This window comes from Chitinophaga eiseniae, assembly GCF_012641265.1.
GTDB lineage: Bacteria > Bacteroidota > Bacteroidia > Chitinophagales > Chitinophagaceae > Chitinophaga > Chitinophaga eiseniae_A.
This window is the reverse complement of the sequence record NZ_JABAHZ010000003.1, coordinates 631,273-647,676: the sequence shown is the minus strand read 5'-3', so window position 1 is coordinate 647,676 and position 16,404 is coordinate 631,273. Positions and strand designations below refer to the sequence as shown.

At 48.5% G+C, this 16,404-nt stretch carries 6 protein-coding genes; all 6 read left to right on the top strand.

Annotation, left to right across the window (positions count from 1 at the left end; genetic code table 11):
* The first annotated feature begins 25 nt into the window (after positions 1–25).
* The 6 genes from HGH91_RS16420 to HGH91_RS16395 all read left to right on the top strand — a co-directional run bounded on the left by HGH91_RS16420 (position 26) and on the right by HGH91_RS16395 (position 16,402).
* A complete protein-coding gene (locus tag HGH91_RS16420) occupies positions 26–3,232 on the top strand; it encodes a SusC/RagA family TonB-linked outer membrane protein (protein WP_168739884.1) in 3,207 nt (1,068 codons plus the stop codon).
* 32 nt (positions 3,233–3,264) lie between these two features.
* Entirely contained in the window at positions 3,265–4,650 is a 1,386-nt protein-coding gene (locus HGH91_RS16415; protein WP_168739883.1) for a RagB/SusD family nutrient uptake outer membrane protein, read from the top strand.
* Between the two features lie 10 nt (positions 4,651–4,660).
* Positions 4,661–6,466, top strand: a complete 1,806-nt coding sequence (locus HGH91_RS16410) for a TlpA disulfide reductase family protein (protein WP_168739882.1) — start codon at positions 4,661–4,663, stop codon at positions 6,464–6,466.
* A gap of 357 nt (positions 6,467–6,823) precedes the next feature.
* Positions 6,824–7,339, top strand: a complete 516-nt coding sequence (locus HGH91_RS16405) for a DUF4402 domain-containing protein (RefSeq protein ID WP_168739881.1) — start codon at positions 6,824–6,826, stop codon at positions 7,337–7,339.
* Between the two features lie 109 nt (positions 7,340–7,448).
* Complete coding sequence (locus tag HGH91_RS16400; protein WP_168739880.1) at positions 7,449–8,309, top strand: molecular chaperone; 861 nt, start codon at positions 7,449–7,451, stop codon at positions 8,307–8,309.
* Positions 8,310–8,338: 29 nt separating this feature from the next.
* The gene (locus tag HGH91_RS16395; protein ID WP_168739879.1) at positions 8,339–16,402 is read left to right on the top strand and encodes a hypothetical protein; all 8,064 of its coding nucleotides are present in this window, start codon (positions 8,339–8,341) and stop codon (positions 16,400–16,402) included.
* Positions 16,403–16,404: the final 2 nt, after the last annotated feature.

Here is a 16,404-nt window from a genome sequence, read left to right as displayed (position 1 = left end):
TATCTCAACCAAAATTGCACTCACTATGAGATTGACAATTATTCTCATGATGGTGGCTACACTCAAAGTATCTGCCGGCGCATTTGCGCAGGCGGTCACCGTTCATGTAAAGAATGCGCCCATGGAGGAAGTATTCGACGCCGTAAAAGCACAAACAGGTTACCTGTTCTTCTACGACAGGGAAATGTTGCGCCATGTGAAGCCGGTCACCGTTCATGCGGAACATACTGCGCTCGCTACCTTTTTAACCGATGTGTTTAAAGACCGCTTGCTGGATTTTACGATCAAAGACAAAACAATTTTTATCCGGAAGAAGATATTGCCGGTGGAAAAGAAGGAAACGGAGATCGTAAGCCCCGAGGCGGCACAGCAAATGCAAACCGGCATAGTAAAGGATGCCGCCGGCACTGCCCTGATCGGGGTAACGGTGAAAGTATTGAATGGCGCTGCCGGTACGGTCACTAACGAGAACGGCTATTTCTCCATTGCTGCTAATCCCGGCGAAACATTGGTTTTTTCCTATGTGGGGTATGAAACCAGGCAGATGCCTGTAAATTTAAAAAGTCAGCTGTATATCGTGCTGAAACAACAGGCGAGCGGACTCGATGAGGCCGTGGTAATTGGCTATGGTACCACCAGTAAACGATTTAACACCGGTTCAGTATCCAGCGTGAAAGCCAGCGATATTGCCTCCCAACCGGTACTCGATGCCCTTGCTGCATTGCAGGGCAGGGTATCCGGTGTATTTGTGAATTCTTCCAGCGGTTTGCCTGGCGCCAGCTACAGCGTAGTATTACGCGGACAAAGCTCTTTATCCGGCCCGAATGATCCATTGTATGTAATAGATGGGGTTCCATTTTATTCGGAACCCCTCAACCAATTTACCTCGGCCAATGGCAAACAAAGCCCCATGGCATCAATTAACCCCGCCGACATAGAACGTATCGACGTACTCAAAGATGCCGATGCTACTTCTATCTATGGCTCCAGGGGCGGTAATGGCGTGATCCTGATTACCACCAAAAAAGGAAAGGCCGGTAAAACACAAACTAACTTCAACGTATATACGGGTGCAGGGAAAGTGGTAAATACCATGCCTATGCTGAATACGCCGCAATACATTGCCATGCGTAAAGAGGCTTATGCGCATGATAATAAGCCCTATGACAGGGACATCGCGCCGGACCTGACCATCTGGGATCAGCAGCAAACGAGCAACTGGCATCGTTTTATCATGGGGAATACCGCGCATATCACCGAAGCGCAGGGAGCTGTATCCGGTGGTTCGGCACAAACGCAGTTCCTCCTGAGCGGTACCTACCATAAAGAAACCACCGTAATGCCCGGCAGCCTGGGCTACCAGCGCGGCGCCGGACATCTCAATGTGAACCATACCAGCCAGGATAGCAAATTCAATATTACCGCATCCGTTAACTATACCAGCAGCAAGGACAATTCTTTGCCGGTGGATCTGACGATGTTTTATAACCTGCCACCCAACTACCCGTTGTACGACTCCACCGGTAAACTGTATTGGTTCTCCAATGCCCAGAATCCGCAGGCTTACCTGTTAAGAAAATCGGAACTGACCACCAACATGTTGCTGGCTAATTCCGTGATCCGGTATACCATTTTACCTGGTTTAAATGCAAAGGCCAGCCTGGGCTATACCCGCACTGATATGAAACAAATGCGGATCACGCCGGATGCCAGCCTTAATCCACTTACTTCTGCCGGCAGTGAATCTTATTTTGGGTCGTCGAGTATGGGGTCTTACATCATAGAACCACAACTGGATTATAGCCGGGCTATTGCCAAAGGCAACCTGCAGGTAATGGCCGGCGCCACCTTCCAGCAGAGCATTACACAAGGCCAATCGGTGATTGCTTCCGGGTTTTCCAGCGATGCATTGCTGGAAGACCAGCAAGCTGCCAGCCTGGTAGTGCCGCGCCCTTCCCAATATATTTTTTATCGGTACACTTCCATATTCGGTAGGGTAAATTATAACTGGGAAGAAAAGTATATCATCAATGCGTCTTTCCGTCGCGATGGATCTACCCGCTTCGGGCCGGGTAATCGCTTTGGCAACTTCGGTGCCGTAGGTGCAGCGTGGATTTTCAGTAAGGAACGTTTTATCGGGGAAGAGGGCTTCCTGAGCTTTGGTAAGCTGCGTGCAAGCATCGGTAATGCTGGTAATGATAATATCAGCGATTACCAATATCTCGATGCATGGAGCTCCAATCCTTATCCCTATGCAGGTATCCCGGGATTAACACCTTCCCGCCTGCCTAACCCGAATTTCAGATGGGAAGAAAATCATAAGAAAGAAGTTGGACTGGAACTGGGCTTCCTGAAAAACCGCATTCTCTTTAATACTAATTACTATTACAATATTTCCAATAACCAGCTGGTGCCTTACCAGCTCACACCGCAGGTAGGTTTCGGCTCTATTACGGCCAATCTCCCTGCCAGCGTGATGAACAGCGGTTGGGAGTTTGAAGTATCCTCTACCAATGTAAAGCGCAAAATATTTACCTGGCAGTCTTCACTCAATTTTTCTGTAAACAAGAATAAACTAAAATCATTCCCTGGCATTGAGTCATCTACTTACAAAAACACTTATGTAGTAGGACAACCGCTGTCTATCGTAAAAGGTTACCAGTTCCTGGGGATAGATCCCAATACCGGCGTACCTCAATTTTTAAGCAAGAGTGGCACACCTACTGAGTTTGATGACTATGTGATATTAGGTAAACGGGCGCCCGACTTTTACGGAGGGCTGCTGAACAGCTTTACCTGGAAAGGTATTAGCCTGGATTTCCTGTGGCAGTTTGTGAAACAGGATGGACCGGGCATCAACTACGGTTACAGCACTACCACCATTGGGGCTTTCAGCAACCAGGATACCAGGGCATTAGACCGCTGGCATCGGCAAGGAGATATCACCACTGTTCCCGGCGCTACCACCACCGATGGTTCTTCTGCTTACCGTAACTATAGTTTGTCTTCCGCCAACTGGGGCGACGCTTCCTATATCCGGTTAAAGAATGTTTCCCTGAGATATGACCTCTCCAGGTATACCCAAAAATGGAAAATCACCAGCGCCAGCGTGTATGCACTTGGACAGAACCTGCTCACCTTCACCAACTATAAAGGATTGGATCCTGAAACGCAGGGCATTGTGATGCCGCCATTGAAGTCATATACCATCGGGGTACAGTTTGGGTTCTAATAAATTTTCTGACGTCAGATAAAAGATATCACATGAAACGCATTCATATATTATTAACCGGTATTCTCCTTTTCACGGCCACGTCCTGTAACAAGTATGTGGATACGCCTTTGCCAAAGAATGAATTGGTATCCGGTCTTGTTTTTAAAGATGATAAAACGGCTACAGCTGCGGTAACCGGCGTATATGGCAACATGTATTCCTTCAACTACCAGTTTGCCAATGTGCTGATGAATTACCTCACCGCCATGCAGGCCGATGACTTATACTATTTCGCCAGCTTTGCCAACTACGATGTGTTCCGGGAAAACAGGCTGCTGCCGGGCAGTCAATATGTACAGAGCATGTTTGCCGATGTATATAGTTATATCTACCAGATGAATGCCTGTATTGAAGGCCTGTCCGGCGCTACCACGCTTACTCCTGCTGTAAAGAACCAGTTGCTGGGAGAATCCTATTTTATGCGTTCCTTCTTTTACTTTTACTTAGTAAATATGTATGGAGATATACCTATGGTGACAGGCACCGATTACCAGGTAAATGGGCAACTGCCAAGGGCGCCACGTGCAGCAGTATACGATTCCATTATCAGCAACCTCAAAACAGCTGTGCAGCTGATGGGCGATCAATACCCCGCTGCGCAGCGTAACCGCCCCAATAGGGCCGTTGCTAATGCACTGCTGGCAAGGGTATATCTCTATACGGAAAACTGGTCACAGGCAGAAGCCACTGCTTCCCTGGTGATTAACAATAACGACTATACGTTGTTGAAAGACCTGAATACCGTATTCCTGGCCAATAGCAAGGAAGCGCTTTTCCAGTTACAGCCGTTGAATGTGCTGGGAGGCCGCAATACCTGGGAAGGTTTTACCTCCACGCCAGCTACGGCCACCGGTACTGCTGTATTCCGGCTGCATCCCAGCCTGGTGGCTGCTTTTGAAAGCGGTGATCAGCGTGCAGCTAAATGGACAGATTTCAGGACCACTGCTTCCGGCGTGTATTATTTCCCTTATAAGTATAAAATACGTACCGCTCCTTCCGCTGCATTAACGGAGTATTCCATGGTGATGCGCCTGGCAGAGCAGTATCTGATCCGCGCCGAAGCGCGTATCCGGCAAAATAAACGCGATGAAGGCCGCAGTGACCTGGATGCCATACGGGAAAGAGCCGGTCTGGCTGATTTGCCTGCTAACCTGGACCAGGCAGCATTGCTGCTGGCAGTAGAACGCGAACGCCGGTCGGAGCTGTTTGTAGAATGGGGCCACCGCTGGTTTGACCTGAAACGTACCAAAAGATCCGATGCGGTACTGGGGCCGTTGAAAGGCGCCAACTGGCAACCGACCGACACCCTGTATCCCATTCCGACAGATGCTATCAGCACTAACCAGCACCTGACACAAAATCCAGGTTATAATTAAAGCCAGCCAGATGAAGAAGATGATTGCTATGATGGGGTTTATCCTCCTGGCTATTACCGGCGTTTATGCGCAGCAGCGGGTAACGATCACGCCTGCCTACCCCGAACGTGGGCAAACGGTTACCGTTACTTACGATCCATCGGCGTCCGGCAGTGGCATACCGGCCAGCAGTACGGATATCACGCTGGTGTTTTCCTATTCCAACTTTTACAACCTGCCCTGGCGCGTGAAAATGCACCCAAAGGATGGTAAATGGACTACTTCCTTTGTGTTGGCAGATTATACCGTTTTTGCCACTTTTTACCTCGAAAGCGGTGAAGCGGTGGATAAGCCAGCTAAAGATCAACATTATGAAGTTCCTGTTTATAAAAACAAGGTGCCCGTGGAAAACGGGTACCTTTATAAAGCCTACAGTCTGAGTGCCCAAATGGGCAAATCCCCGCTGCTGGCAGATAAGCAGGAGACGCTTTATAAACAGGAGTTAACGTTGTACCCGGGGAACTACGAGGCGAAGCTCCGGTTGCTCACTTATGAAATCAAAAAGTCCACATCTCCCGCACAACAGTTACAGTTGAGGGAACAGGCACACCAGGTGATTGCTGATCGCTTTAATGCTGATCCCGGCAACAGCGGGAATCTTAATAAGGTAACGATGGGATATCTTATTATCGGTGAAAACTCACGGTTGGACTCCATTCGGAAAGTGGTGATGGAACGTTATCCGGAATCGGCTCCTGGCCGGGAACTCAATACCGCCGCCCGGGCCAAAGGAAAAGATACGACCGCGCAAATAGCTTTTTTTGAGAAAGAGCTGCAAAAGGAGACTGCTGACAACCGGGAATCCTTTGTAGAGATGCATGATAAATTATTCCATTATTACGCTGCCCGTAAAAATAGCGACAAGGCCTTGTACCATGCCCGGTTCCTGACTTCGCAGCAACCCGATCCTTACAAAGCAACGACCTGGCAAGAAATAGCGCAAACCCTGCTGGAAGGTGGTATTGTACCTGACAGCGCCCGGGCTTATGCGCAACGTGCCCTGGATAGTGTACGTACCTACCCGGTGGGCGTGATCCGTTATTTTCCGGAAACAGGTTATATCTATCCCTATGCAGATGATAGTACCAAACGGGCTGTATACCGTAAGGCGAGTTACCGCCTGCACGCCCTGCTGGGACTGATAGACCTGCAACAACACCGCCTGGAAGATGCCGGTAGGCATATGGAGCTGGCCGTACACGCCGATGCTGATAAAGCCACCCTGGATGATGCCGCCACTTTTTACCAGCAAACAGGTAACACTGAAAAACTAGCGAAGCTGGCACAGTTCAGGAAGAAAATACAATTGGAGAAGATCCTGCAACAACAGATCAGCAAGCCGGCGCCTGTGCTCAACAGCTTTGTGGATATGGAGGGAAAACCGGTGTCTGCAGCTTCGCTTCGTGGGAAAATTATTGTCATTGATTTCTGGGCCACCTGGTGTGTTCCGTGTATGCAGGAAATGCCCTACCTGCAGCAGTTATACGACCAATATAAAAATCATCCTGAGGTGGTGTTTATGATCACCAACAGCGGCGCCAGGAATACGTTGGCCGATGCACAGAGATGGAGTGGTCGTAAAAAATATTCCTTCCCGGTATATTACAATACGGATCCGGAAATAGGAGAAAAGTTCCGGTTTAATATCATTCCTGCCTCTTATATGATCGATAAAAAAGGGAATATCCGCTTTAGCAATATTGGGTTTGAGGGACCGGAGGTACTGCCCAGGCTGGAAGGGCAGTTGGAGTTGTTATTGCAGGAAAGCAGTAAATAGATGGTTGTCGAGCTCCCGCCCAGGCGGGGGCTTTTTTATGGGTAGGCGCTGGTGATGAACATTTTGTTCATTTTAACGTATTTAAAGGAGGAGAGAAGAAGGGACTGCTCTACCGTTAAGATTTGATATATAAAGGCTTAACTTATCCTGATTGGCGGGTATAAATATTTGCCCGGCATGTAATATTTATATTATCTTCATTATAGAAACGACCAGCCTAACGGTGACGAGAGAATGAAAATCTATGAATGAACAACCATAATCAGAAAGCAGGCATGTGATATAGCCAAAACTATCTTTAATTATTATTTGCTGGTGGTTTAACGAATATACCTTCAAAATTAAAATAACCGCAAAATGAAAAGGACTAAAATTACAGCACTCATTACGTTGGTGTTTCTTGCTGTGGGCGCCCACGCTGTAGCACAGGAAACAGCCTCCGCCACTGCTACGGCCACTATTGTAACTCCCATAAGTATTACCAAGACCGTTGACATGAACTTCGGTAATGTAGCTGTTCAGTCTACCACCGGAGGTACAGTCGTGCTTACCCCGGCCGGTGTCCGTTCCTCCACAGCAGGAGTAACGCTGCCCTCAACGGCTACCGGAACGGTTACAGCCGCCTCCTTTACCGTGAATGGAACAGGCAATTATACTTACGCTATTACCCTGCCATCTTCGGCGCTGACCATTACCAGTGGATCGAATACGATGACAGTAACCAATTTTACCAGTACCCCCTCAGGCACGGGAACGCTCACTGCCGGTACGCAAACACTCAATGTGGGCGCCACGCTGAATGTTACCGCTGCTCAACCAGCCGGTACTTATGTGTCAGGCACTCCTTTTAATGTAACTGTTAATTATAACTGACGCAGGGATTGGATAAAGCCGTCTGATTTTCCCCAGGTAAACTTAATTAACCTCCTGTGTAGTACGTGGTATGCCTGCGGCTATACGCTTTTATTTAAAGTATGAACCCATGAGGATATCGGTAAGACCGGATATTTTAAATATCGGATATACTTTCCGTTTTGTTTTTACTGCTATTTTATGTTGTTGCGGACTCCTGGCAAACGCACAGGGTAACCTCCTGGTGACGCCTGTAAGAGTTGTTTTCGAAGGACAGAAGCGCGCGGAGGAATTGAACCTGGCAAACGCCGGTACAGATACCGCGAGGTACCTTATTTCATTCGTGGAAATCCGGATGAATCAAAACGGCACTTTTGACCAGATTAATGAACCGGATTCAGGGCAACAATTTGCCAGTAAGTACCTTCGTTTTTTCCCCCGAAGCGTTGTCCTGGGCCCCAATGAAGCACAGGTAATAAAGCTGCAGCTAACCGGTAACGGCGAGCTTACAACGGGCGAATACCGCTCTCATCTTTATTTCAGAGCAGTACCCGGTGAGCAGGCTTCCAGCGAAAACAGGCCAGCATCAGACAGTAACAGCATTAATGTAAAGCTTACGCCGATCTTTGGTATTACGATCCCGGTTATCATAAGAGTGGGGGAAACTACGGCTAATGTGCAGTTGTCAGATCTTTCTGTAGAACTTTCCAAGGCTGCGTCACCCATGCTTAGCATTTTGCTCAACCGGTCAGGGAATGCCTCCGTGTATGGTGATATAACCGTAGAACATATTTCTCCCCAGGGAAAAGTGACGGAAGTGGCCGTGGCCAGAGGATTAGCAGTATATACCCCCAATAAACAACGTTATCTCCGCCTCCCCCTCGAAAACAAGCCAGGAATTAATTATCACGCAGGAAAGTTACGGGTAGCATATACTACGAAATTAAAGACGGCCACGCAGCAACTTGCCGCGGCTGAGCTGGTACTGTAGCGGGGAAGCATCAACCAAATAACGCTCCTATGGAAGTGATTATACATTGGTTAATTCATCAGTTTGGTATCGATAAATATTTCCGGATTTCCCACATAGGCCGCCCCTATATTGCTATGGGCCCGCGCCGTATCCTATTCATCACTGGTTGGCTCATGATAACCGGGCTTTTTCTATTGCCCATATTATCATTGGCGCAAACCAGCTGGACGGGGCATGCCAGCACTTCCTGGTCTACTAGTGCCAACTGGACGGCTGGTGTGCCCAGCGCTACACTGGATGCGGTGATTGGCGATGCCAATTTTACAGGAGCCTTCAGTCCAACTATCAGCAGCGCTGCCAGTTGTAAATCACTTACCGTAGGGGCCGGGGTGAACGTGACGCTTACGGTTAGTAAGAACCTCACCGTTGCTGGTAACCTGGTGATTGCTGCCGGCAGCACCATTAGCCAAAAGGGGGTTACGCTTACTGTTAATGGGAACTGGACAAATAACGGGACCTATACTACTACCGCCAACAATGCTAAAGTAACATTTGCGGGCGTAACCCAGAGCATCGGAGGGACTACTACTACCGCTTTCCGTAGTCTGACCATTGGAGTAGGAGGTACTACCACCCAGAACACGAACATGACGATTGCCGGTACATTGACGGTCAATGGTACATTTATTCCTGCAGATGTTGCCACGCCTGTTACTACTTCAGGAGGTGGCAATATTACTGTGAGTGCGGGTGGTATTTTGCAGGTGAATGCCTCCACATTTGCCGGCAACTATGCCTCGACGGGGACTATTACACTGGCTGCCGGTAGCGTAGTCAACTATGGCGGCGCCCTGGTAAATCAAACGATTAAAAATAACCTGACTTATTCCACGCTGAGAACTAGTGGCAGCGGCATAAAAACACTGGGTGGTAACCTGAACCCGCTCAACTCCACTACAGCAACAGCAGGCACTATAGAAGTGCTGGCTGGTACGCTCGACCTATCGACGTTTACTGCCAGCCGGGGAACTACTGTGGCTGGTGGAGGCATATCCCTAGCCAATACCACGTCGCTGAAAATAGGTGGGACTAATACCTTTCCTGCTAATTATGGCACCGTATCCCTTGGTTTGACCAGTACTGTAGAGTACAACGGTACTACCCAGACCGTGGCGGCAGAAACTTATGGTAATCTTACTTTGTCTTCCGGTAGCGGTGCCTCCGTGAAAACGATGGCATCTACTGCTTTTACGGTTGCGGGCAACCTGACTTCGACCATTGGCAGTGGCAGCGCTGTTTCCTATACCGCCGCTTCCAATATTATCGTGAGTGGCAGTGTTAATATAGGCGCGAGTACTACGTTTAGTGGAGGCAGCTTTACAATAACTACCGGAGGCAACTGGGTCAACAATGGTACTTTCAGTGGAGGTACCAGCACCGTGGTGATGACAGGAGGAGGTACTTCTATCAGTGGGTCGGGGACGCATAATTTTAACAGCCTGACGGTAGCTGCCACTAATATTACGGCAGCGGCCAGTACATCACTTAACCTTTCCGGTAATTTTGCCAGCACTGCGCCGGGAACATTTACCCATCAAACTGGTGGCACGGTTACCATGAGTGGTACCGGCACCAGTATTACCGGTACCGGCTTTTCTTTCGAAAACCTGGCCATATCAGGAACCGTGACAGCGGCGGTGGATATTATTTTAACGGGTAATATTTCTGCCAGCGGCACCTTTACCAACACATCCGGCAGCGTTACTATGAGCGGTACGGGAAAGACTATTTCCGGCGCAGGTACGCTCACCTTCGGAAGCCTGATACCAACAGGTACCATTACATCGACTGCGAGTTTTTCTGTTAATAATTCGCTGAATATATCCGGTAGTTTTTCGGCCAGTGCTGGCACTGCCACCTTTACCGGCACCAGCGTGCTCAATGGCACTGCCAATCTTCTTAACGTTACCCTGAATGGGACCTCCTTACAGTTATCGGCCAATTCAATACTGGGCATTGCCGGTACCTATACCGTTACCGCGGGCACGCTGAATGTTACTTCTTTTGTACCTAATACGGTTAATTTTAATAACGCAGGAGCTCAAACGATACCCACAGGTACCTTTAACAACCTGACAGTTAGCGGGGGCAATACCAAAACACTGGGGGGAACGGTAACGGTGAATGGTGACTTTACCATAGCTTCCAGTACTACATTTGGTGGTTCGAGTCAATCTATTTCGATATCAGGTAACTGGATCAATAACGGTACGTTTACACAGGCTACGAGTACCGTAACGCTTGCAGGTGGTACCAATACTTCTATCACGGGGGCTACAACTTTCAGTACACTCGTTTTAAATAAATCGACTTCAGCTACCCAGGTAACGCTGGTAAATAATATTTCTGTGACAACGCTCACGATGACCAGCGGGACCATGAATACAGGGGCTAATACTGTAAGCATTACTGGTAACAGAAGTGGCAACGGCATTATATTGGGCACCATTCAACATTCCCATACCTTTAATTTAGGTACTGCCTATGCTTTTGAAGGGCCCAATAATACCGTTACACTTACGGGCCTTACCACCAGCGGCTCTATTACGATCACGGTGCTTCCGCAGCCGGTAGCAGATTTTCCATCCGGCGCGGCTATTAACCGGGAATATGATATCACTGTTGGCGGAGGGATCACACTTGCAGCTACCACTCTGCGTTTTCATTATGAGGATGCGGAGTTGAACGGTAATACAGAGTCGGCCCTCACTATCTGGCGCAATGCCGGTTCCAGCTGGGGGGCATATGGTAACTCTGCCAGCAGCACTACAGCTAACTATGTAGAATTTACGAACATTAATCCGCTGGCGGCTTTTGACGGACGTTACACACTTTCCTCAACGGCCAATGTGGTGCGGTGGAATGGTAGTGTGAGCACTGACTGGAACACTGCTGGCAACTGGACAATTGCACAGGGTAGCCCGTCCCGCCCGCCAGGCGTTAACGATATCGCGGAAATAGGGACTATTGCATTTACCAACCAGCCGACGATCAGCAACAGTGTGAATGTGAAAAGTATTTCCTTTGGCGGTGTACAGGCGGCTACGCTTACCTTGGCGTCGGGAGGATCGTTGACAACCCAGGGAAATATTGGCGGGGTATGGTCGGGTAGTGCCGCGCATACCATTAATGTGAATAATCAAACAATGACCGTAAATGGCAACCTGGGATTAAGCGACGGCACTACCGGGCATACCATCCAGTTAAACGTTGGTAATGGTAGTGTTACCGTGGGAGGATCCGTTACGCAGTCAGGCGGAGCAGGAATTGCCTGTTCCGGTACAGGTTCTCTCAGCATTGGTGGCAATTTTAATTATACCAGTGGCACCTTTACCGCCGGCAGCGGCACGGTGATATATAATGGCGCCGCATTGCAGTCGGTGGCAGGTCTTACCTATAATCACCTTACCGTTAATAAATCGGCCAACAGCGCTCAAATCAATAGCAGTACCACGGTGAACGGCAACCTCACAGTAAGTAGTGGCGATTTGAGTGTGAATGCCGCTACCACGGTAACCGGTGATATAGCACTCAGTGCAGGAGCGACTGCAAACGGAGGCAGCGCTGCTATTTCGCTCAGCGGCAATTGGAACAATAGCGGCACGTTTACACCGTCGACGGGGACAGTTAATTTTACCGGCAGTAATGCGCAGAATATCAGCAGTACTACCTTTAATAACCTGGTGGTCAACAAAACGGGGGGAACAGCGTCGCTCACCGGGAACATTGTGGTAAACGGAAATATTTCCGTGAATGCCGGTACCCTTGGACTAGCCACCTTTGCAGCCAACCGTGCTACACAAGGCGGGATATTGACGGTGGCAAATGGCAGCTTATTAACAGTGGGAGGTACAGCCAATTTTCCGGCTAACTACTCCCAATACCAGTTAGGTAATACGAGTACGGTCAATTATAATGCCGCCGGTGCACAAACGGTTGCCGGCGGTGTTTCATATGGATTCCTGACGTTAGGTGGAAGTGGTACCAAGACCCAGGCAGCAAATTTTACCGTTAATAACGACCTGACAATTGGCAGTGGCGTTACCTATAGTGCAGGTGCCTTTACTACTAATCTGTATGGTAACTGGATTAACAGCGGCACTTTTTCGGGAGGCACGGGAACGGTTACTCTAAACGGAAGTAGTAAAACAATCACTGGCAATACTACCTTCAACCGGCTTACCGTGTATGGCAGCTATGCCGTAGCTGGAAGTGATATTACATATAATGGGTTACTACAAATAATCACGGGAGGATCATACGATGGGGGCAGTGGGTCAGCCACTGTAAGCGGAGATCTGATTAACAGCGGATCACTTACCAGCAATGGCGTTACCACGTTTACCGGTACGGCTTTACAAACGATCCGTTTTATCAATGCCCTGGTATCTAACTCAACAGGGGTTATCAATTTTAACGGGAATGTTTCCCCGGTTTTAAATTCTACCAGTTCTCCTACATATGCCACACTGAACGTAAATAATACGGCGGGTATCAATCCCAGCGTAGGGTGGACCGTGCTGGTAGCATTTAATATAAGCAATGGCGCTATTTTCAATGGAGGGCTGCCTACGCATACTATTCACGGCAGTTTTACTAACAATGGCACGGTAACCAGCAGTGGTACCCTGAATTTTAATCCTTCCTCTCCTCAGAACATACAGCTCACCGGCACTTCTTTTTCCAGTACAGGTACAGTGATATTTGGTGGTACGGCTGCCATAACGGTGAATGGTACCCCCAACAGTCTGAATATCGTCAACATCACCAATACCGCAGGAGTTACTCCTACCGCTAACTGGACCCTGAACGCAGATCTGCATATTGCGGGAAATGCCATCTTTAACGCGGGCGGTAATACATTTACTGCAAATGGTAATATTGAAAGTAATGGGACCTTGAATGGAGGAACCTCTACTTTTACAATGACCTCATCCTCCGGGACGTTGACAGGCAGCCTGGGTACAACGTTCTATAATCTTGTGATCAACGGGACCATACAGACAGAATCGAATTTCAACATACAAAATAATTTGACGATCAACGGTGCTTTGGATGCATCTATTGGTATGCCAACTATGACAGGCAGCGGACCTTCTGTTATTGGCGGTACGGCCAGCCCGTTTAACCTGGCGCAGCTGGAGGTACAAAAATCGGCTACTGCCACCGTAACACAGACAAGAACGCTCAGTTTAATGTCAACCCTTTCGATAGTGGGCGGAACGCTCGATACAGGAGATTCTACTATTGTACAAGATCCTGCCGGCGGGGGCCTGCTGACGATCGATGACAGTACCCGGCTGATTGTGAGAGGCGTTTACAGTCTCCCTGCATTTGACAATTATCTATTGGATACTTTAAGTACGGTGGAATATGGCGGCAGTACGCAAACGGTATCTGCAGCCACTGCCTATGGGAATCTCACTATTTCTACAGCAGGCACAAAAACGGCCATCGCTGCATTAACGATCCTGAATGATTTTACGTTGAGCAATGGCACCTTTGTACCAGGTAGTTTTACGGATACGCTCAGGCGACACTGGACAATGACGAGTGGAGCATTTACCAATACTGGTTCCACTATTTATTTTTCGGGGAGCGTAGATCAAAATGTTAGTTCCACAGGGGCATTTAATCATATCACTATTAATAAGACGGCAGGAGCAGTGGTATTGTCTTCCAATGTAACCGCCAATGGTAACTTAACGTTTACCGCAAAAGGGATACGGACGGGTAGTAATACCATGATCATCGCTTCCACCGGAAGTGTAGTAGGCGGTGGACAAAGCACCGGATGGGTTTACGGTTTGCTGCAAAAAAATATTGCCACCGGAACCAATATCAACCGGCTTTATGAAGTGGGCGACAGCCTGAATTATACACCGGCCACCCTGGTATTTGCCAGTGTGGGTACCAGCGGAAATGCAACCGCTCTGGTAACTCCGGGTAGTCATCCCAACCTGGCTACTTCCGGCTTAAATACCAGTAAAAAAGTAAATCGTTATTGGACTGTTACCAACAATGGCACCGCGTTTACCACTGCCACCGCTACGCTCAACTGGACCGCCGCCGATGTGGATGCGGGGGCCAATACGGCCAATTTTAAAGTGGCCAGGTATAGTGGCGGTACCTGGACACAACCGTCGGTGACTGCGCCCCTGGCTACTTCCATACAAACAACTGGTTTGACTGCCTTTGGCGATCTGGCAGTGGGAGAGTTGTCGATAGGTGCCGTCTGGACCGGGGCTGTCAGCACCAGCTGGTATGTTACAGGCAACTGGTCGCCGGCAGCAATACCGGTAAGTGTTACGAATGTAACGATACCTATAGGTCTCGTTAATTATCCGCTGATCAATACCGGAACAGCGATTACCAATAATATTACCATTCAAAGTGGTGCGAGCGTAACTGTGAACGGAGGCATCCTGCAGATAGGCGGCGTAATCGCCAACAGCGGTACTTTTACTGCCACAAGCGGTACCATCGTGTTAAACGGTTTGTCTGCCCAGGCAATACCAGCGTCTACTTTCTCTTCAAATACTATACAGCATCTTACGGTTAATAATACCGCGGGGGTAACACTGGGCGGCGTATTGAACCTCAGTGGCATATTAAAGATCACTGCCGGGCAGTTAACTACCGGGGGCTTTTTAACCCTGCTTTCCACTGCCAGCCAAACAGCGTTGATTGATGGCAGCGGCGCCGGGCAGGTGTCAGGGAACGTTACCATGCGGCGATATCTTCCTACCGGCTTTGGATACCGGTATTTCAGTTCTCCCTTCCAGGCTTCAACAGTGAATGAGTTTGCCAATGACATTAATCTCAATGCTACGTTCCCTTCTTTTTATCAATACGTGGAAAATCGTACATCTACCGGGTGGGTAGCTTATACCACTACTTCTAATATCCTCACTCCCATGGTGGGATATGCTGCACAGATGGGAACCTCTACTTCACCGGTAACAGTAGATATGACAGGGACCGTGAATAACGGTACAGTGACGGCGCCTACTGTTACCAATAATAATCAGCCGTATACACAGGGATTTAACCTGGTAGGTAATCCGTATCCTTCACCGATTGATTGGGATGCCGCTACCGGATGGACCCGTACCAATGTTGATAACGCCGTTTACTATTTTAATACCGGTACCACCGACCAGTATACCGGTACTTACAGTTCTTATATAAATGGGGTTTCCAGTGATGGTATCGCAGGAAATATCATTGCTTCCATGCAGGGATTTTTCATACATGTTACCAACGGCACGTTCCCTGTATCCGGTACTTTGTCTGCTAACAACAATGTGAGAACGACTAATCTTTCTCCTGTTTTTCACCGGGTTCCGCAAACAATGCCGCTACTCAGGCTGGGGGCTGTCTTTGCTGACGATGGATTGGCAGCGGATCCGCTGGTGGTTTATTTCGATGCAGCGGCTACACCGTCTTTTGAAAAGGACATGGACGCGTTGAAGCTGATGAATACTGATCCTACCGTTCCTAACATGTATACCTTGTCGGCGGATAATCAACATCTTTCCATCAATGCGTGGCCGGCGAACCCGGATTCCAATACCGTCATTCCAATAGGATTAAAAACGGAAAAAACCGGATGGATCACTTTCAATACCATAGAGATGGTGCGTATCCCCGACGGATTACATATTTATCTGAAGGATGAAGGTACCGGTAAAATAGAAGAGCTGTTGCAGGACTCAAAGTACAGGGTATACCTGGAGGCAGGCAGCTATGACAGGCGTTTCTCCCTGGTATTCCGGAAAGATGGGGAAATAATATCCCCTGCTTCGGAGCCCGTATTCCGCGCTTATTTCAACGGAAAAACACTTTATGGATATTTTGATAAAGTAACAGGAGAAAAATGTCATATCACCATTGCTAATTTACTGGGTCAGGTGGTGTGGTCGAAAGAGGTGGTGGGTAATGGACAGCAGCATGTGATAGGGAAGCAATACAGTAGTGGTATTTATATTATTTCTTTCCATGCAAATGATAAAGTGGTTTCCAGGAAAGTGTTTATCGTTAACCAGTAATT